The sequence below is a fragment of the Streptomyces sp. NBC_00286 genome (genome assembly GCF_036173125.1).
Classification (GTDB): Bacteria; Actinomycetota; Actinomycetes; order Streptomycetales; family Streptomycetaceae; genus Streptomyces.
Genome location: NZ_CP108054.1, coordinates 6,917,835 through 6,937,814 on the forward strand (window position 1 = coordinate 6,917,835; position 19,980 = coordinate 6,937,814).

Annotated in this window: 14 protein-coding genes; 9 read left to right on the forward strand and 5 right to left on the reverse strand. The window is 68.9% G+C overall.

What is annotated here, in order from left to right; all coding sequences use genetic code 11:
* The first annotated feature begins 143 nt into the window (after nucleotides 1–143).
* From OHT21_RS31440 to holA, 3 genes are all read left to right on the forward strand, one after another.
* On the forward strand, nucleotides 144–1,031 hold the full coding sequence (locus OHT21_RS31440) for a YceI family protein (protein WP_328771644.1): 888 nt from the start codon (nucleotides 144–146) through the stop codon (nucleotides 1,029–1,031).
* Nucleotides 1,032–1,061: 30 nt separating this feature from the next.
* Complete coding sequence (locus OHT21_RS31445; RefSeq protein WP_328771645.1) at nucleotides 1,062–1,310, forward strand: hypothetical protein; 249 nt, start codon at nucleotides 1,062–1,064, stop codon at nucleotides 1,308–1,310.
* Nucleotides 1,311–1,379: 69 nt separating this feature from the next.
* Nucleotides 1,380–2,375: a DNA polymerase III subunit delta gene (gene holA / locus OHT21_RS31450; RefSeq protein WP_328771646.1), complete on the forward strand. Its 996-nt coding sequence runs from the start codon at nucleotides 1,380–1,382 to the stop codon at nucleotides 2,373–2,375.
* Nucleotides 2,376–2,717: 342 nt separating this feature from the next.
* On the opposite strand, the gene rpsT is transcribed toward holA, so the two are convergent.
* Nucleotides 2,718–2,984, reverse strand: a complete 267-nt coding sequence (gene rpsT / locus OHT21_RS31455; RefSeq protein WP_165341355.1) for a 30S ribosomal protein S20 — start codon at nucleotides 2,982–2,984, stop codon at nucleotides 2,718–2,720.
* A 294-nt stretch (nucleotides 2,985–3,278) separates the two neighbouring features.
* On the opposite strand from rpsT, the gene lepA reads away from it, so the two are divergent.
* Nucleotides 3,279–5,147 (forward strand): translation elongation factor 4, encoded by a 1,869-nt coding sequence (lepA, locus tag OHT21_RS31460; RefSeq protein WP_328771647.1) that lies wholly within the window; start codon nucleotides 3,279–3,281, stop codon nucleotides 5,145–5,147.
* A gap of 277 nt (nucleotides 5,148–5,424) precedes the next feature.
* Nucleotides 5,425–7,311, forward strand: coding sequence for an AMP-dependent synthetase/ligase (locus OHT21_RS31465; RefSeq protein WP_328771648.1), 1,887 nt, complete (start codon nucleotides 5,425–5,427; stop codon nucleotides 7,309–7,311).
* A gap of 250 nt (nucleotides 7,312–7,561) precedes the next feature.
* Here the strand turns inward: OHT21_RS31465 and OHT21_RS31470 are convergent, their stop codons facing one another.
* Both OHT21_RS31470 and OHT21_RS31475 read right to left on the reverse strand, forming a co-directional pair.
* A complete protein-coding gene (locus OHT21_RS31470; protein ID WP_328771649.1) occupies nucleotides 7,562–8,134 on the reverse strand; it encodes a response regulator in 573 nt (190 codons plus the stop codon).
* 18 nt (nucleotides 8,135–8,152) lie between these two features.
* Nucleotides 8,153–12,280, reverse strand: a complete 4,128-nt coding sequence (locus tag OHT21_RS31475; protein ID WP_328771650.1) for a HAMP domain-containing protein — start codon at nucleotides 12,278–12,280, stop codon at nucleotides 8,153–8,155.
* Nucleotides 12,281–12,490: 210 nt separating this feature from the next.
* Here OHT21_RS31475 and OHT21_RS31480 point away from each other — a divergent pair, with 210 nt between their 5' ends.
* Both OHT21_RS31480 and hemW read left to right on the forward strand, forming a co-directional pair.
* Nucleotides 12,491–14,506, forward strand: coding sequence for a SpoIIE family protein phosphatase (locus OHT21_RS31480; RefSeq protein WP_328771651.1), 2,016 nt, complete (start codon nucleotides 12,491–12,493; stop codon nucleotides 14,504–14,506).
* 40 nt (nucleotides 14,507–14,546) lie between these two features.
* Nucleotides 14,547–15,779, forward strand: a complete 1,233-nt coding sequence (hemW, locus tag OHT21_RS31485; RefSeq protein ID WP_328771652.1) for a radical SAM family heme chaperone HemW — start codon at nucleotides 14,547–14,549, stop codon at nucleotides 15,777–15,779.
* 128 nt (nucleotides 15,780–15,907) lie between these two features.
* On the opposite strand, the gene OHT21_RS31490 is transcribed toward hemW, so the two are convergent.
* Both OHT21_RS31490 and OHT21_RS31495 read right to left on the reverse strand, forming a co-directional pair.
* Entirely contained in the window at nucleotides 15,908–16,708 is an 801-nt protein-coding gene (locus OHT21_RS31490) for a DUF3097 domain-containing protein (RefSeq protein WP_328771653.1), read from the reverse strand.
* Between the two features lie 28 nt (nucleotides 16,709–16,736).
* Nucleotides 16,737–17,516: an MBL fold metallo-hydrolase gene (locus tag OHT21_RS31495; protein WP_443050458.1), complete on the reverse strand. Its 780-nt coding sequence runs from the start codon at nucleotides 17,514–17,516 to the stop codon at nucleotides 16,737–16,739.
* A gap of 211 nt (nucleotides 17,517–17,727) precedes the next feature.
* Between OHT21_RS31495 and hrcA the strand changes: the two genes are divergently transcribed.
* Both hrcA and dnaJ read left to right on the forward strand, forming a co-directional pair.
* The gene (hrcA, locus tag OHT21_RS31500; RefSeq protein WP_328771654.1) at nucleotides 17,728–18,744 is read left to right on the forward strand and encodes a heat-inducible transcriptional repressor HrcA; all 1,017 of its coding nucleotides are present in this window, start codon (nucleotides 17,728–17,730) and stop codon (nucleotides 18,742–18,744) included.
* Nucleotides 18,745–19,881 carry a molecular chaperone DnaJ gene (gene dnaJ, locus OHT21_RS31505; RefSeq protein WP_328771655.1) on the forward strand — a complete coding sequence of 379 codons (1,137 nt, stop codon included), beginning with the start codon at nucleotides 18,745–18,747 and terminating at the stop codon, nucleotides 19,879–19,881. It abuts the gene before it with no gap.
* The last annotated feature ends 99 nt before the right edge of the window (nucleotides 19,882–19,980 follow it).

The following is a 19,980-nucleotide window of genomic DNA, read 5'->3' on the forward strand; positions in this document are numbered from 1 at the left end:
CAACTCGGGCTGATCATGCCAATAACCAGCACACTTGCTGGATTCCCGTGATGTGGTCGAGTCTTGCCTCGAAAGCCGCACCAGTGGTCGAATGCATCGCCAACAAACCTGTCTTATTTCATATTGCGCGAGGTGTGTCGTAGATGGTCGGCCGGTGGCTGGGAAGCCGTAAGAACCGAGTGCAAGGAACGGGTGCGGGCCTCCGCGCTGCCCTGCCGATGCCGACGGGTGCCGGGATGCTCAGCTGCCGGGTGCTGGATCCCGTCAACCAGCCGGTGTCGCATGCCGAGTTCACGGTCAGCGACGTCAGGGGGCGCAGAGTGGTCGGCGGGGGCGTGGATCCCTTCGGGTCGTTCATGGCGACGGTTCCCGCGGGGGAGTACCGGCTCGGGGTGTCGGCGGAGGGGTTCACGCCGATCCGGGAGAGCGCCACGGTGCGGGAGAACTCGGTGACCTCGCTCGGCGACATGGCGCTTCGCATCGCCCAGCCTCCCCAGCTGCCCGAGCCGGGGGACTGGGAGATCGAGCCGACGCATTCCTCGATCGGGTTCACCGCGCGGCACATCGGGCTGGCGCGGGTTCATGGCCGGTTCAACACCTTCGCCGGGGTGATACGGGTCGCCGACCCGGTGGAGCACACGGCGATGCACGTGGTGATCGACGCCTCCTCCATCGACACCAATGTGAAGATGCGCGACGACCATCTGCGCTCGGCGGACTTCCTCGACGTCGACCGCTTCCCCACGCTGGAGTTCTACAGCGACCGCTTTGTGCACAAGGGCGGCAACCGCTGGGCGGTCACCGGGGCGCTGTCGCTGCACGGCGTGACGCGTACGGTCACGCTCGACACCGAGTACCTCGGGATCGGCAACGGCATGGAGGGCGAGGTGCGGGCGGCGTGCCGGGCCACCACCGAGCTGCGGCGCGACGACTTCACGGTGAGCTGGCAGACGATGCTCGCCCGTGGCATCGCCGTGGTCGGGCCCAGCATCCAGATCGCCCTGGACGTACAGGTCGTCCCCAAGAGCTGAGGTGCTCGGCCCGTACCGGAAAATGTCCGGGTGAGCGATGTGAGACATGTGCTGGTGCTGCCCGATCGCGATGCCGCCGAGGAGGCGTTGGAGGCGCTCGGGGAGCGGTTCGGGATAGACGACGAGGAGCCGCAGCTCGTACGGGATGCCCTGGCCGGTGAGGACGATGCCGAAGACGCGCAGTGGCTGCTGGTCCTGCGCGATGCCGATGCACGGCTGGACGCCGGGGAGCTGGACGAGTTCGCGGGCGAGTGGGACGGCTGGCGGGAGGAGCCGTAGCCGCGTGGCAGAGATGCCGGGCTCTCGGCCGAGGGTCGTTGTCAGTGGTGCGTGGGATGCTTGAGCGCGATGGCCAGGAAGACTGAATCCGCAGACCCGGCAGAGGTACTCGTCCCCGTCACGATCGCCGTGGGGCAGGAGGATCTGCTGCTCGACCGTGCCGTGCGCGAGGTGGTGACCGCCGCCCGGGCCACCGATCCGGACACGGATGTACGGGACCTCACGTCGGACCAGTTGCAGCCGGGGACGTTGGCTGAGCTGACGAGTCCCTCGCTCTTCGCCGAGCGGAAAGTCGTGGTCGTGCGCGGTGCGCAGGATCTGTCGGCGGACACGATCAAGGACGTGAAGGCGTATTTCGGGGCGCCAGCCGAAGAGATCACGCTGGTGCTGCTGCATGCCGGCGGGGCGAAGGGCAAGGGGCTGCTCGATGCCGCGCGGAAAGCGGGAGCGCGGGAGGTCGCCTGCCCCAAGATGACCAAGCCGGCGGACCGGCTGGCCTTCGTGCGCGGCGAGTTCCGTACGCTCGGGCGGTCGGCCACGCCCGAGGCCTGCCAGGCCCTGGTCGACGCGATCGGCAGTGATCTGCGGGAGTTGGCGTCCGCCGTGACGCAGCTGGTCGCGGATGTCGAGGGGACGATCGACGACGCGGTCGTCGGGCGGTACTACACCGGGCGGGCCGAGGCCTCCAGCTTCACCGTCGCCGACCGGGCCGTGGAGGGGCGGGCGGCGGAGGCCTTGGAGGCGCTGCGGTGGTCCTTGTCGACGGGGGTCGCGCCGGTGCTGATCACCAGCGCGCTGGCGCAGGGAGTACGGGCCATCGGCAAGTTGTCCTCCGCACGCGGGGGGCGTCCGGCCGACCTGGCCCGAGAGCTCGGCATGCCGCCGTGGAAGATCGACCGGGTGCGGCAGCAGATGCGCGGCTGGACGCCGGACGGCGTCGCGACTGCCCTCCGGGCGGTGGCGGAAGCAGACGCGGGCGTCAAGGGTGGGGGCGATGACCCCGAGTACGCCCTCGAGAAGGCGGTTGTTGCGATCGCCCGGGCGGCGCGGTCCCGACGGGGTTAGAGGCGGGCGCGCGCCCGTTCAGGGGCGCGGGGCTGTGCCAAATTGCGGCTCCGCCGCGATGGGGGTCCCCCCGCTCGAGCGCAGCCGAGAGTGGGGAGCGACCAGCCACATCGAACCCGCACTCGCCAATGAACCCCAAACCCACCACCCCGTGAGGCGCCATGCCGAAAGCCCCGCTCCCACCCTGGGGAAGGGCGGAAAACGGGGCCTTCGGTTCAAGCTGAGGACTCGTACCCGCGTGGCGAACGCAGGCCGCGTACGAGTCGGGGTGCCGGTCGGGAGCGGAAGAGAGAGGGCCCGCTCGGGTCCTACCGGCGATCAAATCAAGTGATCGTTACAGGTTCAGCCCTTGAGGGAAGCGACCTGGGAAGCAAGCGCCGACTTCTTGTTGGCGGCCTGGTTCTTGTGGATGACGCCCTTCGAGGCGGCCTTGTCGAGCTGACGCGCGGCAGCGCGCTGCAGCTCGGTGGCCTTCTCGACGTCACCCGCGGCAGCGGCCTCACGGGCCTTGCGGATCGCGGTCTTCAGCGAGGACTTCACGGCCTTGTTGCGCAGCCGCGCCTTCTCGTTGGTCTTGATCCGCTTCATCTGGGACTTGATGTTCGCCACGAATGAGCCTTTTCAGGTTCAGGCGCACGAGGGCCAGCCTCACACGCCGGTGATTGATCTTCGAGTGGCCCACCGGTGACCCGGCAGAGCCGTCTGTGTCTCCCGAGAGGGCTCCGCAGAGAGCCCTTCAAGGGGCACCCCAAAGTGCATGAGACACAGCTGCTCAGACTAGCAGCCGTAGTCCTACCGGCCCAAACCCGTGGCCGGTCCCCGCCCGTGGGACCATGGAACCTACGTATCGATCCGAACCCGAGCCGCTGACCCCTGCGGATATCTCAAGAATCAGGACCCTGCGTGCCCGCGACCCCTAACAATGTGCCGAAGCCGAGCCGTACCGACCCGGCTCTGATCCGCAATTTCTGCATCATCGCGCACATCGACCACGGCAAGTCCACGCTCGCCGACCGGATGCTCCAGCTGACCGGTGTGGTCGAGCAGCGGCAGATGCGCGCTCAGTACCTCGACCGTATGGACATCGAGCGCGAGCGCGGCATCACGATCAAGTCCCAGGCGGTCCGGCTGCCCTGGGCTCCGACCGAGGACCCGGGGAACACCCACATCCTCAACATGATCGACACTCCGGGGCACGTGGACTTCACGTACGAGGTGTCCCGGTCGCTCGCCGCGTGCGAGGGGACGATCCTGCTCGTCGACGCCGCTCAGGGCATCGAGGCCCAGACCCTCGCCAATCTCTACCTGGCGATGGAGAACGACCTCACGATCATCCCCGTACTGAACAAGATCGATCTGCCCGCCGCGCAGCCCGAGAAGTTCGCCGAGGAGCTCGCCCACCTCATCGGTTGCGACCCCGGCGACGTCCTCAAGGTCTCCGCCAAGACCGGACTCGGCGTCGAGGCGCTGCTCGACAAGGTCGTCGCGCAGGTCCCCGCGCCCGTCGGCGTGAAGGACGCCCCGGCGCGCGCCATGATCTTCGACTCGGTGTACGACTCCTACCGCGGCGTTGTGACGTACGTACGAGTCATCGACGGGCAGCTCAACAAGCGCGAGCGGATCCGGATGATGTCCACCGGCGCCACGCACGAACTGCTGGAGATCGGCACCAACTCGCCCGAGATGCTCTCCGCCGACGGCCTCGGAGTCGGTGAGGTCGGCTACCTCATCACCGGTGTGAAGGACGTCCGCCAGTCCAAGGTCGGCGACACCATCACCACCCTGAGCAAGGGGGCGACCGAGGCGCTCGGCGGCTACAAGGACCCGAAGCCGATGGTCTTCTCGGGCCTGTATCCGCTGGACGGCTCCGACTACCCCGAGCTGCGCGACGCACTCGACAAGCTTCAGCTCAACGATGCCGCGCTGGTCTACGAGCCGGAGACCTCCGCCGCCCTCGGCTTCGGTTTCCGCGTCGGCTTCCTCGGGCTGCTGCACCTGGATGTGATCCGGGAGCGGCTGGAGCGCGAGTTCGGGCTCGACCTGATCGCCACCGCGCCGAACGTGGTCTACCGCGTGATCATGGAGGACGGCACCGAGCACACGGTGACGAACCCGAGCGAGTTCCCCGAGGGGAAGATCAGTGAGGTGTACGAGCCGGTCGTACGCGCCACGATTCTCGCCCCGAGCGAGTTCATCGGCTCGATCATGGAGCTGTGCCAGACCCGCCGCGGCACCATGCTCGGCATGGACTACCTCTCCGAGGACCGCGTCGAGATCCGCTACACGCTGCCGCTCGCGGAGATCGTCTTCGACTTCTTCGACCAGCTGAAGTCCAAGACCCGCGGCTACGCCTCCCTCGACTACGAGCCCACCGGCGAGCAGAGCAGCTCACTCGTCAAGGTCGACATCCTGCTGCACGGCGACAAGGTGGACGCCTTCTCCGCGATCACCCACAAGGACCAGGCGTACGCATATGGCGTGCGGCTCGTCGCCAAGCTGCGCGAGCTCATCCCGCGGCAGGCCTTCGAGGTGCCCGTCCAGGCGGCCGTCGGCTCCCGGGTCATCGCCCGCGAGACCATCCGCGCCATCCGCAAGGACGTCCTCGCCAAGTGCTACGGCGGTGACATCTCGCGTAAGCGGAAGCTGCTGGAGAAGCAGAAGGAAGGCAAGAAGCGGATGAAGATGGTGGGCTCTGTGGAGGTTCCGCAAGAGGCCTTCATCGCGGTGCTGGCCAGCGACGAGAGCGCGACCTCCGGCAGGGGCAAGAAGTAGGAGGCGTCGTTCCGGGTAAGGCGACCACTGTTACCCCAGGAAACTGGGGAAGAATGCGGGCTCGTCGCGTTTCGGCGTGACGGGCCCGTACGCGTGCGTAGGTTCGCTCAGCGTAGGAGTCTCGTAGGAAGTGACAGCTCGCCGCCCCTTACGCACTGGCGAGTCCCGCTCTACTCTGATCACCACTCGATGGTTACTCGCGAGTTAAACAGCGGCCGCGAGTGACACAACAGCCGCAAAGAGCCAGCCGCACACTGTCGCGGGCCCGGAGGATGTCGTGAGCGACACACAAACCCTTATCGAGAACCGTCCGCCGTCCGTGGCGGCCCTCTTCCTGGAGCGCGTGGCGGCCACACCGGACGCCGAGGCCTACCGTTACCCCGTACCCCCCGCATCGGGCGAAGGCCCGGACGACTGGAAGTCGCTGACCTGGGCGCAGGCCGCCGAGCGGGTCTTCGCCATCGCCGCGGGCCTGATCGAACTGGGCGTTCAGCCCGAGCAGCGCGTCGCGCTGTCCTCCGCCACCCGGGTCGAGTGGATCCTCGCCGACCTCGGCATCATGTGCGCGGGCGCGGCGACGACGACCGTCTACCCGCAGACCAACGCCGAGGAGTCGGCGTTCATCCTCTCCGACTCCGAGAGCAAGGTCCTGATCGCGGAGGACGCCGCACAGCTCGCCAAGGCGCGCGAGAAGCGGGCCGAACTCCCCGAACTGACCCATGTCATCGTCATCGACGGCACCGGCGTGGACTCCTCCCAGGACGAGGGCGACTGGGTACTCACCCTCGCCGAACTGGAGAAGCGCGGCGCCGCCGTCCTGGAGAAGAACCCCGACCTCGTCAAGGAGAAGGTCGGGGCGATCACCTCCGACCAGCTCGCCACGCTGATCTACACCTCCGGCACCACCGGCCGCCCCAAGGGCGTACGGCTGCCGCACGACAACTGGTCGTACATGGCGAAGGCGACCTCCGCGACCGGGCTGATCAGTGCCGATGACGTGCAGTACCTGTGGCTGCCGCTCGCGCACGTCTTCGGCAAGGTGCTGACGTCCGGGCAGATCGACGTCGGGCATGTCACCGCCGTCGACGGCCGGGTGGACAAGATCATCGAGAATCTGCCGGTGGTGAAGCCGACGTACATGGCGGCCGTGCCGCGCATCTTCGAGAAGGTCTACAACGGCGTCGCGGCCAAGGCCCGCGCCGGTGGCGGCGCCAAGTACAAGATCTTCCAGTGGGCGGCGGGGGTCGCGCGCGAGTACGCGAAGGTCAGCCAGGACAACTTCCGCAGGACCGGTACGGCCTCCGTGCCCTTCGGCCTCGGCGCCAAGCACAAGATCGCGGACGCGCTCGTCTACTCCAAGCTCCGCGAGGCCTTCGGCGGCAACCTGCGCGCCTGCGTCTCCGGATCGGCCGCGCTCGCGCCCGACATCGGCTACTTCTTCGCCGGCGCCGGCGTGCACATCCTGGAGGGGTACGGACTGACCGAGTCGTCCGCCGCGTCCTTCGTGAACCCGGGGGAGGCGTACCGCACGGGCACCGTGGGCAAGCCGCTGCCCGGCTGCGAGGTGCGGATCGCGGACGACGGCGAGATCCTGCTGCGCGGGCCCGGGATCATGGAGGGCTACCACAAGCTGCCCGACAAGACCGCCGAAGTCCTGGAGCCGGACGGCTGGTTCCACACCGGTGACATCGGGGAGCTGTCGCCCGACGGCTATCTGAAGATCACCGACCGCAAGAAGGACCTCATCAAGACGTCCGGCGGCAAGTACATCGCGCCGGCCGAGGTCGAGGGCCAGTTCAAGGCGGTGTGCCCGTACGTCTCCAACATCCTCGTGCACGGCGCCGACCGGAACTTCTGCACCGCGCTCATCGCGCTCGACGAGCCGTCCATCCTCGGCTGGGCCAAGGAGAACGGCATGGAGGGCAAGTCGTACGCCGAGGTCGTCGCCGACCCCGCGACGGTCGAGCTCATCGACGGGTACGTCAAGCAGCTGAACGAAGGGCTTCAGCGGTGGCAGACCATCAAGAAGTTCCGGCTTCTGCCGCGGGATCTCGACATTGAGCATGGCGAACTGACGCCGAGTCTGAAATTGAAGCGGCCGGTTGTTGAGCGGGAGTACAAGGGGCTGATCGAGGAGATGTACGCGGGCTCTCGCGAGGCCTAGCCGTTCCACTCGGGTTGAGCAGGGGGAACTGCGTTCGGCTGTTGGCTGCGGGTTCGTCGTGGCTTGTCGCGCAGTTCCCCGCGCCCCTGAAGGGGCCGCTGGTCGCTCCCCCACTCTCGGCTTCGCTCGAGCGGGGGGACCCCCATGAGCGGGGGGACCCCCATCGCGGCGGAGCCGCACATTGATACAGCCCCGCGCCCCTAAGAGGCCTCCGGCCTCTCAAGGGGCGCGTTTACTCCGCGCCCCTACGTCACACGGCGCCGTTGCCCTTCACCAACGCCCGTAGGTCTCTGACCTGCCTGCGCACTCCAGCCAAGTCCGGGGAAGCCTCCGTCAGTTGCTTCTCCAGGGCGTCCAAGCTGGCGTTCACCTGTGCGCCGTGTGCCCGTTGCTGCGCCAGCATTCGTTCCAGTTGGCGGTTCTTTCGGTGGAGGTCCAGGAAGACTGTGACCTTGGCTCTTAGGACCCAGGGGTCGAAGGGCTTGGTCAGGTAGTCGGCGGCGCCGGTGGCGTAGCCGCGGAAGGCGTAGCCCGAGTCGGCGTCTGTGCCCGTCAGGAAGATGATCGGGACGTCCTTGGTCTGGTCCAGGCGCTTGATGTTCGCGGCGGTCTCGAAGCCGTCCATGCCCGGCATGCGGATGTCGAGTAGTACTACGGCGAACCGTTGCCGAAGCAGTGCCTTCATCGCCTCCTCGCCCGAACGGGCCCGTATCAGCGGCTCGTTGAGGGAGCCCAGGACCGCCTCCAGCGCTATCAGGTTGTCCTCCATGTCGTCCACGAGGAGGATGTTGGCGCGTTCGCCGGTCGATGCCTCAGTACTCATGGTGTTGGTCTGCCTGTCTCAGTCGTTCGGCGACGGTATGGGGGCGGGGCCGACGGTTTCCGGCTCCTCGCCGTGTCCCTCCGCCTCCGCATCGTCGCCTTCTCCGTCGTCATGTCCGTCGTCTTCTCCGGCCGGGTCCAGGAGGGCGCAGACGACGGTCAGCAGTTGATCGACGTCCACCGGCTTGGGTACGTAGTCGTTGGCGCCGCGGGCGATGGACTTCTCGCGGTCGCCGGGCATCGCCTTGGCGGTGAGGGCGACGATGGGGAGACCGGCCCAGCGTGAGGTGCGGCGGATGGCGGCGATGGTCTCGTAACCGTCCATCTCCGGCATCATGATGTCCATCAGCACCAGTTCGACGTCGGGGTTGCGCTCCAGCGTCTCGATGCCCTCGCGGCCGTTCTCCGCGTACAGCACGGGCATCCCGACCCGGCCCAGTACATGCGTGAGCGCGAAGACGTTGCGGATGTCGTCGTCCACGATCAACACCCGGCGTCCCGGCAGGAGTTGACCCGCCCGGCCCGCCTTCCACTCCTCCAGCTTGGTGAGCGTGGGCCAGGTGTCGTCCGTGTCGTGGGCGGTGTACGACCCGATGGAGTCGGCGGATTCGGTGGACTCGGCGGTGGACTCGGTGGACAGCTGCTCGGGTACGGGCGACTGGCGCTCCTCGGGTACGGGACCGGTCGCCGCGTGGCCGGGGCTGGCGACAGGGACGTACAGCGTGAAGGTGGAACCCTTTCCCGGCTGGCTCTCGGCGATGATGCGGCCGCCGAGCAGTCCGGCGATCTCGCGGCTGATGGACAGACCGAGGCCCGTGCCGCCGTACTTGCGGTTCGTGGTGCCGTCGGCCTGCTGGAACGCCTCGAAGATCACCGGGAGTTTCTCCGGCGCGATACCGATGCCGGTGTCCGTCACCTCGAAGGCGATCACGTCGTCGTGCTCGCCGCGCGTGTAGCGGTGCTCGGGGTCCTTGACGCGGTTGACGCGCAGTTCGACCCGGCCGTTCGCGGTGAACTTGATCGCGTTGGACAGCAGATTGCGCAGGATCTGCTGGAGGCGCTGCTCGTCCGAGTACATCTCGCGCGGTACGCCCTCACCGACCGCCACCTCGAAGGCGAGCCCCCGGTCCAGCGTGAGCGGCCGGAACGTGGCGTGGACGTAGTCGAGCAGCTTGATCAGCGGCAGCTTCTTCGGGCGTACGTCCATCCGGCCGGCCTCGATCTTCGACAGGTCGAGGATGTCGTTGATCAGCTGGAGCAGGTCCGAGCCCGAGCGGTGGATCGTGGACGCGAACTGCACTTCCTGGTCGGAGAGATGGCCGTCCGGGTTGTCGGAGAGCAGCCGGGCGAGGATCAGCAGCGAGTTCAGCGGGGTGCGCAGCTCGTGCGACATGTTCGCCAGGAACTCCGACTTGTACTGGGATGACGTCGCCAGGAGGGCTGCCTTCTCCTCCAGTTCGGCGTTCGAGCGCTGCAACTCGGCCTGCTGCCGCTGGAGTTCGTCGGAGCGCTCCTGGAGCTGGGTGGCAAGGCGCTGGGACTGGCCGAGCAGGGACTCCGTACGGGAGTTGGCGATGATGGTGTTGATCGCGACGGCGATGGTGTTCACGAACTGGTCGAAGAACGCCAGGTGGACGTCGGAGAAGCGGGAGAAGGACGCCAGCTCGATCACGCCGAGGAGCTTGTCCTCGAAGAGGATCGGGATGATGACGACACTCGACGGGGACGCCTCGCCCAGACCGCTGTTGATCTTGATGTAGTCCGGTGGAGCCTCCTCGACGAGGATCCGCTTCTTCTCGCGGGCCGCCTGCGCCACCAGGCCGTGCACCGGGAGCCCGCCGGTCTCCACGGTCGCGCCCTGCGCCGCGCCGTACCCGGCGATGAAGGCAAGTCCCTTGCCGGGCACGGCCGTTCGCAGTGCCGTGCTGTCCTCGTCGGGGTCGGCCAGATAGAACGCGCCGTACTGCGCATTCACCAGCGGCGTCAGCTCGCGCAGCAGCAGGTCGGCGACCTCCATCAGGTCGCGGTGGCCCTGCATCAGCGCGGCGAGGCGGGCGAGGTTCGACTCCAGCCAGTCCTTCGCGCGGGTCGTCTCGCGCAGGTTGGCCACCATCAGGTTGATGTTGTCCTTCAGCTCGGCGACCTCGCCGCGGGTCTCCACCGAGATGGAGCGGGACATGTCGCCCTGGGCGACCGCGGAGGCGACCTCGGCGATCGCGCGGACCTGGGTGGTGAGGTTGGAGGCGAGTTCGTTCACGTTCGTCGTCAGGCGCTTCCAGGTGCCGTACACGCCCTCGACCCTTGCCTGGCCGCCGAGTTGGCCCTCGGAACCCACCTCGCGGGCCACCCGCGTCACCTCGGACGAGAACGACGACAGGGTGTCCACCATCGTGTTGATCGTGGTCTTCAGCTCCAGGATCTCGCCGCGCGCGTCCACGTCGATCTTCTTGGAGAGGTCGCCCTGGGCCACGGCGGTGGCGACCTGCGCGATGTTCCGCACCTGCGAAGTGAGGTTGTCCGCCATGTAGTTGACGTTGTCGGTCAGATCCCGCCACACACCCGAGACGCCGAGCACTTGGGCACGTCCGCCGAGCCGCCCGTCCGTGCCGACCTCGCGGGCCACCCTGGTCACCTCGTCGGCGAAGGCGCGCAGTTGCTCCACCATCGTGTTGACGGTGTCCTTGAGTTCGAGGATCTCGCCGCGGGCGTCGACGGTGATTTTCTTGGACAGGTCGCCGTTCGCGACGGCGGTGGTCACCTGAGCGATGTTCCGCACCTGTGACGTCAGGTTGAGCGCCATGAAGTTGACGTTGTCGGTGAGGTCTTTCCAGACCCCTGATACGCCGCGGACCTGGGCCTGACCTCCCAGGTTGCCCTCGGTGCCGACCTCGCGGGCCACGCGGGTGACCTCGTCGGCGAAGGCGGAGAGCTGGTCCACCATTGTGTTGATCGTCGACTTCAGCTCCAGGATCTCGCCCTTCGCCTCCACCGTGATCTTCTTGCCGAGGTCGCCCTGGGCGACGGCGGTCGAGACGAGGGCGATGTTCCGTACCTGCGACGTCAGGTTGTCCGCCATGAAGTTGACGTTGTCGGTGAGGTCTTTCCAGACGCCCGATACGCCACGGACCTGGGCGCGACCTCCGAGGTTGCCCTCGGTGCCGACCTCGCGGGCCACGCGGGTGACCTCGTCGGCGAAGGCGGAGAGCTGGTCGACCATCGTGTTGATGGTCGACTTGAGTTCGAGGATCTCGCCCTGGGCGTCGACCGTGATCTTCTGGCTGAGGTCGCCGTTGGCCACGGCCGTGGTGACTTGGGCGATATTTCGGACTTGGCTGGTCAGGTTGGACGCCATGAAGTTGACGTTGTCGGTGAGGTCCTTCCAGACCCCGGACACGCCGCGCACCTGCGCCCGACCGCCCAACTGGCCCTCCGTGCCCACCTCGCGGGCCACGCGGGTGACCTCGTCGGCGAAGGCGGAGAGCTGGTCGACCATCGTGTTCACGGTCAGCTTCAGTTCGAGCAGCTCGCCCGTCGCCTCGACCGTCACCGAGCGGGTCAGATCGCCCCGCGCCACCGCCGTCGTCACCAGGGCGATGTCCCGCACCTGCGCGGTCAGCCGGGACGCCATCGTGTTGACGGCCTCGGTCACATCCCGCCAACTCCCGGAAAGACCCGTCACCTTGGCGCGACCGCCCAGCCGCCCCTCGGTGCCGACCTCGCGTGCGACCCGGGTCACCTCTCCGGTGAACAGGGACAGCTGGTCGACCATCTTGTTGACGGCTCGCCCCAACCGGCGGAGATCGCCACGGAGTTGACGGTTCCCGTCGTGCAGGTCGACCCGCTGGGTCAGATCGCCGCCGGCGACCGCGTCCAGTACGCGTGTCGCGTTCGCGGCGGGTGCCACCAGCGCGTCGAGCAGCTGGTTGACGTCGTCGACCCTGGTCGTCCACTGGCCCTGGCCGGGGCTCGCGGAGAGCCGCTCGTCGAGGCGGCCGTGGCGCACCAGCTCCCGACGGACGCGCTGCACCTCGGAGTTGAAGTGCGCGTCACGCCCCATGATCTGGTTGAACACGGCGTTGAGCTCGGCGACCAGCCCCTGCCCCGACTCCGGCACCTTCGTGAAGTCACCGTCGCGGGCAGCGGTCATGGCAGCGAGCAGAGGACGCAGATCGGATGCTCGAATCTGTCCGTCTTCGAGCACTTGCGTAGCACTGTTCTCACTCATGCGGGCCCACTTCGGTAACTCGGCGCTTATGGGCGGGGTCAGTCTGTCACTCTGTCGATGCCGCCTGAGGTCTAATCGTCCAACTGCTCAGGGAGCCGCACAGTGGGGCCCATACCAACGCGACGGGGGAGCATGTCCCGTGCTCCTGATGCACCTGAGCGCCCGCGCCCGGCCGCGCGTACGTCGCTGCCGGGCAACCCTCTCGCGCCGGGAGCCGCCCGCCGCTTCGTCCGCACCGCGCTCGCCGAGTGGACCGAACTCGCCCTGCCCGGCGTCGAGTTCATCACCGACCAGCTCGTCGACGAGGCCGTGGTCGTGGTCAGCGAACTCGTCACCAACGCGGTGGTGCACGCGGGCACGGACGTAGAACTCCGGACGCGGCTTGAGCCCGCCGAGCCCGCCGAGCCCGCCGAGGACGGCGAGTTCGCGGAGAACGCCGGGCTCGCCGTGTTCGCCGAGCCCGCGAAGCTCGCCGAAAGCGCCGAAAGCGCCGAGTTCGCCGAAGAGGCCGAAAGCGATGCCGAAGCCGCCGGTGTTCTCGTCATCGAGGTCGCCGACCACCACCCCGCGCGCGTGGTGCGCGGCGACGGCGTCGAGCGGCCGCACGACAGCGCCGAGTACGGGCGCGGTCTGCGGCTCGTCTCCGCGCTCGCCGAGTCCTGGGGCATCACCTACCGCACCGGCACCAAGATCGTGTGGGCCCGGCTGCCCGTTGCCGGAGTCGCGCCCGTCGAGGAGACGGCCGAGCCAGAGGCGTACGCCGGTGAACGCGCTCTCCTGCGCGGGGTGCGGGCCGCCGAGATCCTCACCCCCGCACCCCGGCGCGGCGTACCGCTGCACGACAAGGAATGGCTCAATCGCGGCGCCCTCTGCTTCCTCGCCGAAGCCTCCGACCTGCTGGCCGGGCAGCTCGACGAGGACCTGGTCGCCGCGCTCACCGCGCAGCTGCTCGTGCCCCGCCTCGCCGACTGGTGCGCGGTGTGGCTCGAGGACGAGACCCCGGGCCGGCCCGACGGTGGCCTGGCCGGCGGGCCACGCCTCGCCCGCGTCTGGCACGGCAGCGAGAACCGCATCGAGGAACTGCGCCTCTTCCTGGAGAAGGACCCGCTGCGCGTACCCGACTCGGCGGGCTCCAGCCCCGTCCCCGTCCCCTGGCCCGGACAGGCGCTCGGCGCGGGCGCGGACAGCGGTACGGCACTCGCGTACCGGCTGATCGCGGGCGGCCGGCCGCTCGGCACGCTCGTCATCGGACGGACGGGGCTCGTCCGCTTCCCCGACGAGATCACAGGGCTCGTCGAGGACCTCAGCCGCCGGGTCTCGCTCGCCATCGGGGCGGCCCGGCAGTACGCGCGACAGGCCACCATCAGCCGCGTACTGCAGCGTGGCCTGCTGCCCGGCGCGGTCGCCGAGATACCGGGCGTACGCAGCGCGCTCGTCTACGAGCCGTGCGACAAGGGCGGACCGAGCGGTGACTTCTACGACCTCTTCCCGGCCGGAGACGGACGCTGGTGCTTCGCGCTCGGCGACGTCCAGGGCAAGGGGCCCGAGGCCGCCGTCGTCATCGGCCTCGCGCGGCCCTGGCTGCGGCTGCTCGCCCGCGAGGGGTACGAGGTCCCCGACGTACTCGACCGCCTCAACCAGCTGCTCCTCGACGACGCGACCGAGGCCGCGGACGCCGCCGCCCGCTCCCTGGTGGCGGCCGGCGCTCCCGGCCTCGCCGACGAAGGTCCGCAGAACCGGTTCCTCTCCCTGCTGTACGGCGAGCTGGTCCCCCACGACGGCGGTGTGCACTGCACCATCGCCTCCGCCGGGCATCCGCTGCCGCTGGTCCTGGAACCCTGCGGCAAGGTGCTCACCGAGGTGGCTCAGCCGCAGACGCTGCTCGGCGTCTTCGAGGACGCCACGTACACGTACGGAAGCTTCGAGCTGCGCCCCGGCGACAGCCTCCTGTGCGTCACGGACGGGGTGACGGAGCGGCGCAGCGGCGCCCGGCAGTTCGACGACTCCGAGGGGCTCGCCACCGTCCTCAGCGGCTGCGCGGGGCTGAGTGCCGAGCTGATCGCCGAGCGGATCCGGCGACTGGTGCACGAATTCGGGCCGAAGCCGCCGGAGGACGATCTGGCGCTGCTGGTGCTGCAGGCGGAGTAGACGGCGTAGTCGGTGCCAGGGGTGCTGGACAATGGAAGGCATGCCTTCCGCACTTCCCGACGGTGAGCCCGTCCCCGACGACGGGACGCTGCCCGCGCACGCCCTGGCGGGCGCCGCCGCGCGCCCCCTCGGGTTCTACCTCCACGTGCCGTACTGCGCGACGCGCTGCGGCTACTGCGACTTCAACACGTACACCGCGACCGAGCTGCGCGGCAGCGGGGGCGTGCTCGCCTCCCGCGACAACTACGCCTCGACCCTGATCGACGAGGTGCGGCTGGCCCGCAAGGTCCTGGGCGACGACCCCCGTCCCGTCCGCACGGTCTTCGTCGGGGGCGGTACGCCGACTCTGCTGGCCGCCGGTGATCTCGTACGGATGCTGGGGGCTATCCGGGATGAGTTCGGGCTCGCGGAGGATGCGGAGATCACGACGGAGGCGAATCCGGAGTCGGTGGATCCTGCGTATCTGGCCGCGCTGCGGGCCGGGGGTTTCAACCGGATCTCGTTCGGGATGCAGAGTGCGCGGCAGCATGTGCTGAAGGTGCTGGACCGTACGCATACGCCGGGGCGACCCGAGGCGTGTGTCGCGGAGGCGCGGGCGGCTGGCTTCGAGCACGTGAACCTGGATCTGATCTACGGCACGCCCGGGGAGTCGGATGACGACTGGCGGGCGTCGTTGGAGGCGGCTCTGGGGGCCGGGCCGGATCATGTGTCGGCGTACGCGTTGATCGTCGAGGAAGGGACGCAGTTGGCGCGGCGGATTCGGCGCGGTGAGGTTCCGATGACGGATGACGACGTCCACGCGGACCGGTATCTGATCGCGGACGAGGTGCTGGCGGGGGCCGGGTTCGAGTGGTACGAGGTGTCGAACTGGGCCACGTCGCGGGCCGGGCGGTGCCTGCACAACGAGTTGTACTGGCGGGGGGCCGACTGGTGGGGGGCCGGGCCCGGGGCTCACAGTCACGTCGGCGGGGTGCGGTGGTGGAACGTCAAGCATCCCGGTGCGTACGCCGGGCGCCTTGCGGAGGGCCGCTCACCGGGAGCCGGACGGGAACTGCTGTCCGAGGAGGACCGCCGCGTGGAGCGCATCCTCCTGGAGCTGCGGCTCCGGGAGGGCGCGCCGCTTTCCCTGCTGCACCCCGAGGGCCTCGCGGCTTCACGCCGCGCGCTGTCCGAGGGGCTTCTGGCGGAGGGGCCGTACGACGAGGGGCGGGCTGTTCTTACGTTGCGGGGGCGGTTGCTGGCGGATGCGGTGGTGAGGGATCTGGTCGACTGACCGGCCACCCCCGCGTAGGCGGGGACCACGAACTCCTGGGCCGGGTGGAAGAGCTGATCGACGGAACACCTCCGCGTCGGCGGAGAACCAGTCGACCAGTCCCGTCCTACTAAACGCAGAGATGGCAGTCAGGTCACGGTGACGTGGTCGATCAGGCGCTCCACCGAGCCCAGGAGTTCCGGTTCCAGGTCCCTGTACGAGCGCACCGAGTCAAGGATCCGCCCCCACGCCGCCCCCGTGTTCTCCGGCCACCCCAGCGCCTGGCACACCCCCGTCTTCCAGTCCTGCCCGCGCGGGACCCGGGGCCACCCCTCAATCCCCACCGACGACGGCTTCACCGCCTCCCAGACGTCGATGTACGGATGGCCCACCACCAACGCGTACTCACTCGTCACCGCCTCCGCGATACGCGACTCCTTGCTGCCCGGCACCAGGTGGTCCACCAGGACGCCCAGGCGGGCATCGGCGCCAGGGTCGAAATCAGCCACGATCGACGGGAGGTCGTCGATGCCCTCCAGGTACTCCACGACTACGCCCTCGATGCGCAGATCGTCGCCCCACACCTTCTCGACCAGTTCCGCGTCGTGGCGCCCCTCCACGTAGATCCGCCCGGCACGGGCCACGCGGGCGCGGGCGCCGGGGACGGCCACCGAGCCGGAGGCGGTACGCGTGGGACGTACCGGCGCCGACGACGGACGTACGAGCGTCACCACCCGCCCCTCCAGCAGAAAGCCACGCGGCTCCAGCGGGAACACCCGGTGCTTGCCGAAGCGGTCCTCCAGCGTGACCGTTGCCGCCTCGCAGCGGATCACGGCGCCGCAGAAGCCGGTGCCGGGCTCCTCGACGACGAGGCCGGGCTCGGCCGGGACCTCCGGTACAGGCCCACGCTTCTTCCAGGGAGGAGTCAGATCCGGTGAGTACTGGCGCATTCGGCAGACGATACCGATACGACCTTCATCACACCCCGAAACGCCTTGCCAACGCGTCCCGTTGGGCCCGGACGAAGCCCGCGTCCACCGCGGCGCCGTGCCCGGGGACGTACACCGCGTCCTCGCCGCCCAGGGCCAGCAGCCGGTCCAGGGCCGCGGGCCAGTGGGACGGTACGGCGTCGGGGCCGGCCTGCGGTTCGCCGGACTCCTCGACCAGGTCGCCGCAGAAGACGACCTCGCGGGCCTCGAGAGCTTCAGGGGAGGGGACCGCACCAGGTCCGCCGGGGCTGCCGGGCCCGGCGGGAACCAGCACCGCCAGATCGTGCGGCGTATGCCCAGGCCCCACATTCGCCAGCAGCACCTGCCGCCCGCCGCCCAGGTCCAGCGTCCACTCGCCGGACACCAGATGCCGCGGCCGGACGAGGAGATCCGTCGCCTCGGCCGCCTCGCGCGGGTCCGCGCCGTTGCGCACCGCATCCGCGCGCAGCTCATCGCGGTCGTCAGCCAGCACCTTGTCCACGCCCACCGCCCCGAAGACCTCGACCCCCGCGAACGCCGCCGCCCCGAGGACGTGGTCGAAGTGTGCGTGCGTGAGCGCGAGATGGGTCACCCTGCCACCTCCGAGGAGCGCTTGCGCCTCCGTACGCAGCCGTACGCCCTCCCGCACGCTCGACCCCGCGTCGATCATGAGCGCCGCCCCCTCGCCGACGACCAGCCCGACCGTGCAGTCCCACCCGGGAAGACGGCACCGCCCGACCCCGGGGGCCAGCTCCTCCCACCCCGCCTCCGCCCAGACCGTGTTCAGCATCGCGCGGACTCTTCCCAAGTCACCGTCATGCAACGACGCTAGCTGTATGTCCCCGACAGAGCAGGACATGCCCGTACACCTCGGATCGGCGGCTCACGCCCGCCCTTGCCGGGGCGCTACCCCACGGCCGTACACTTGAGCCGGGATGCTGGCACTCTTGCGCGCTGAGTGCCAAGCGAAGAACACGGGAGACCAGCTGGAGGTGTGCGCGATGCTCAGTGAACGCAGGCTCGAAGTGCTCCGCGCCATCGTCCAGGACTATGTGGGCACGGAGGAGCCGGTGGGTTCCAAGGCGCTCACCGAGCGACACAGCCTCGGGGTCTCCCCGGCGACGGTGCGCAACGACATGGCGGCGCTGGAGGACGAGGGCTACATCGCGCAGCCGCACACCAGCGCCGGACGCATCCCCACGGACAAGGGCTACCGCCTGTTCGTCGACAAGCTCGCGGGCGTCAAGCCGATGACGGCGCCCGAGCGACGGGCGATCCAGAACTTCCTGGACGGCGCCGTCGATCTGGACGACGTGGTGGGCCGGACCGTACGGCTGCTGGCGCAGCTCACCCGGCAGGTGGCGGTTGTGCAGTATCCGTCGCTGACGCGCTCGACGGTGCGGCACGTGGAGCTGCTGTCGCTGGCTCCGGCCCGCGTCATGCTTGTACTGATCACGGACACGGGACGGGTCGAGCAGCGCATGATCGACTGCCCGGCGCCGTTCGGGGAGACGTCGCTGGCGGATCTACGCGCGCGGCTCAACAGCCGGGTCGCGGGCCGCCGTTTCACGGACGTCCCGAACCTGGTGCAGGACCTGCCGGAGGCCTTCGAGGCCGAGGACCGCGGCACGGTCTCGACGGTGCTCTCCACCCTTCTGGAGACGCTCGTCGAGGAGACCGAGGAGCGGCTGATGATCGGCGGCACCGCCAATCTCACCCGCTTCGGACATGACTTTCCCCTCACGATCCGGCCCGTTCTGGAAGCATTGGAGGAGCAGGTCGTCCTCCTCAGACTCCTTGGCGAGGCAAGCGATTCGGGCATGACGGTGCGCATCGGTCATGAGAACGCCTATGAGGGACTCAACTCCACTTCGGTCGTCTCTGTCGGTTACGGTTCGGGCGGCGAGGCAGTAGCCAAACTCGGCGTGGTCGGACCGACCCGCATGGATTACCCGGGAACGATGGGAGCGGTACGAGCGGTGGCACGGTACGTCGGACAGATCCTGGCGGAGTCGTAAGTGGCCACGGACTACTACGCCGTACTCGGCGTGCGCCGCGATGCGTCACAGGACGAGATCAAGAAGGCCTTCCGGAGGCTCGCCCGCGAGCTCCATCCGGACGTCAATCCCGATCCGAAGACGCAGGAGCGGTTCAAGGAGATCAACGCCGCGTACGAGGTGTTGTCGGACCCGCAGAAGAAGCAGGTCTACGACCTCGGCGGCGACCCGCTGTCCCAGGCGGCCGGCGGTGGCGCGGGCGGCTTCGGCGCGGGCGGTTTCGGGAACTTCTCGGACATCATGGACGCGTTCTTCGGTACGGCGTCCCAGCGCGGCCCGCGCTCGCGCACCCGGCGCGGCCAGGACGCGATGATCCGTCTGGAGATCGAGCTCGACGAGGCGGCCTTCGGGACGACGAAGGACATCCAGGTCGACACGGCCATCGTCTGCACCACCTGCAGCGGCGAGGGCGCGGCTCCGGGGACCTCGGCGCAGACGTGTGACATGTGCCGCGGCCGCGGTGAGGTCTCCCAGGTCACGCGGTCCTTCCTCGGCCAGGTCATGACGTCCCGGCCCTGCCCGCAGTGCCAGGGCTTCGGCACGGTCGTACCGAACCCGTGCCCGGAGTGCGCGGGCGACGGGCGCGTACGCTCCCGCCGGACCCTGACCGTGAAGATCCCCGCCGGTGTCGACAACGGCACGCGGATCCAGCTCGCCGGAGAGGGCGAGGTCGGCCCCGGTGGCGGGCCCGCCGGTGACCTCTACGTCGAGATCCACGAGGTCCCGCACCCCGCCTTCCAGCGTCGCGGCGACGATCTGCACTGCACGGTCACCCTCCCGATGACCGCGGCGGCGCTCGGCACGAAGGTCCCGCTGGAGACGCTCGACGGCATGGAGGAGGTCGACATCCGCCCGGGCACGCAGTCCGGCCAGTCGATCCCGCTGCACGGTCGAGGCATCACGCATTTGCGCGGCGGCGGTCGCGGTGACCTCATCGTCCACGTCGAGGTCATGACCCCGAGCAAGCTCGACGTGGAGCAGGAACGGCTGCTGCGCGAGCTGGCCAAGCTGCGGGGGGAGGAGCGGCCTACGGGGCAGTTCCAGCCGGGGCAGCAGGGGTTGTTCTCGCGCCTCAAGGATGCGTTCAACGGGCGCTGACGGCAGGTCCTTCTCGCACGCCTCCGGAGGCCTCTGAGCACGGCTTGATCTCGTGCCCGGAGGCCTCCGCCGTATGTGCTGACCGGCGCCCATTCCTCT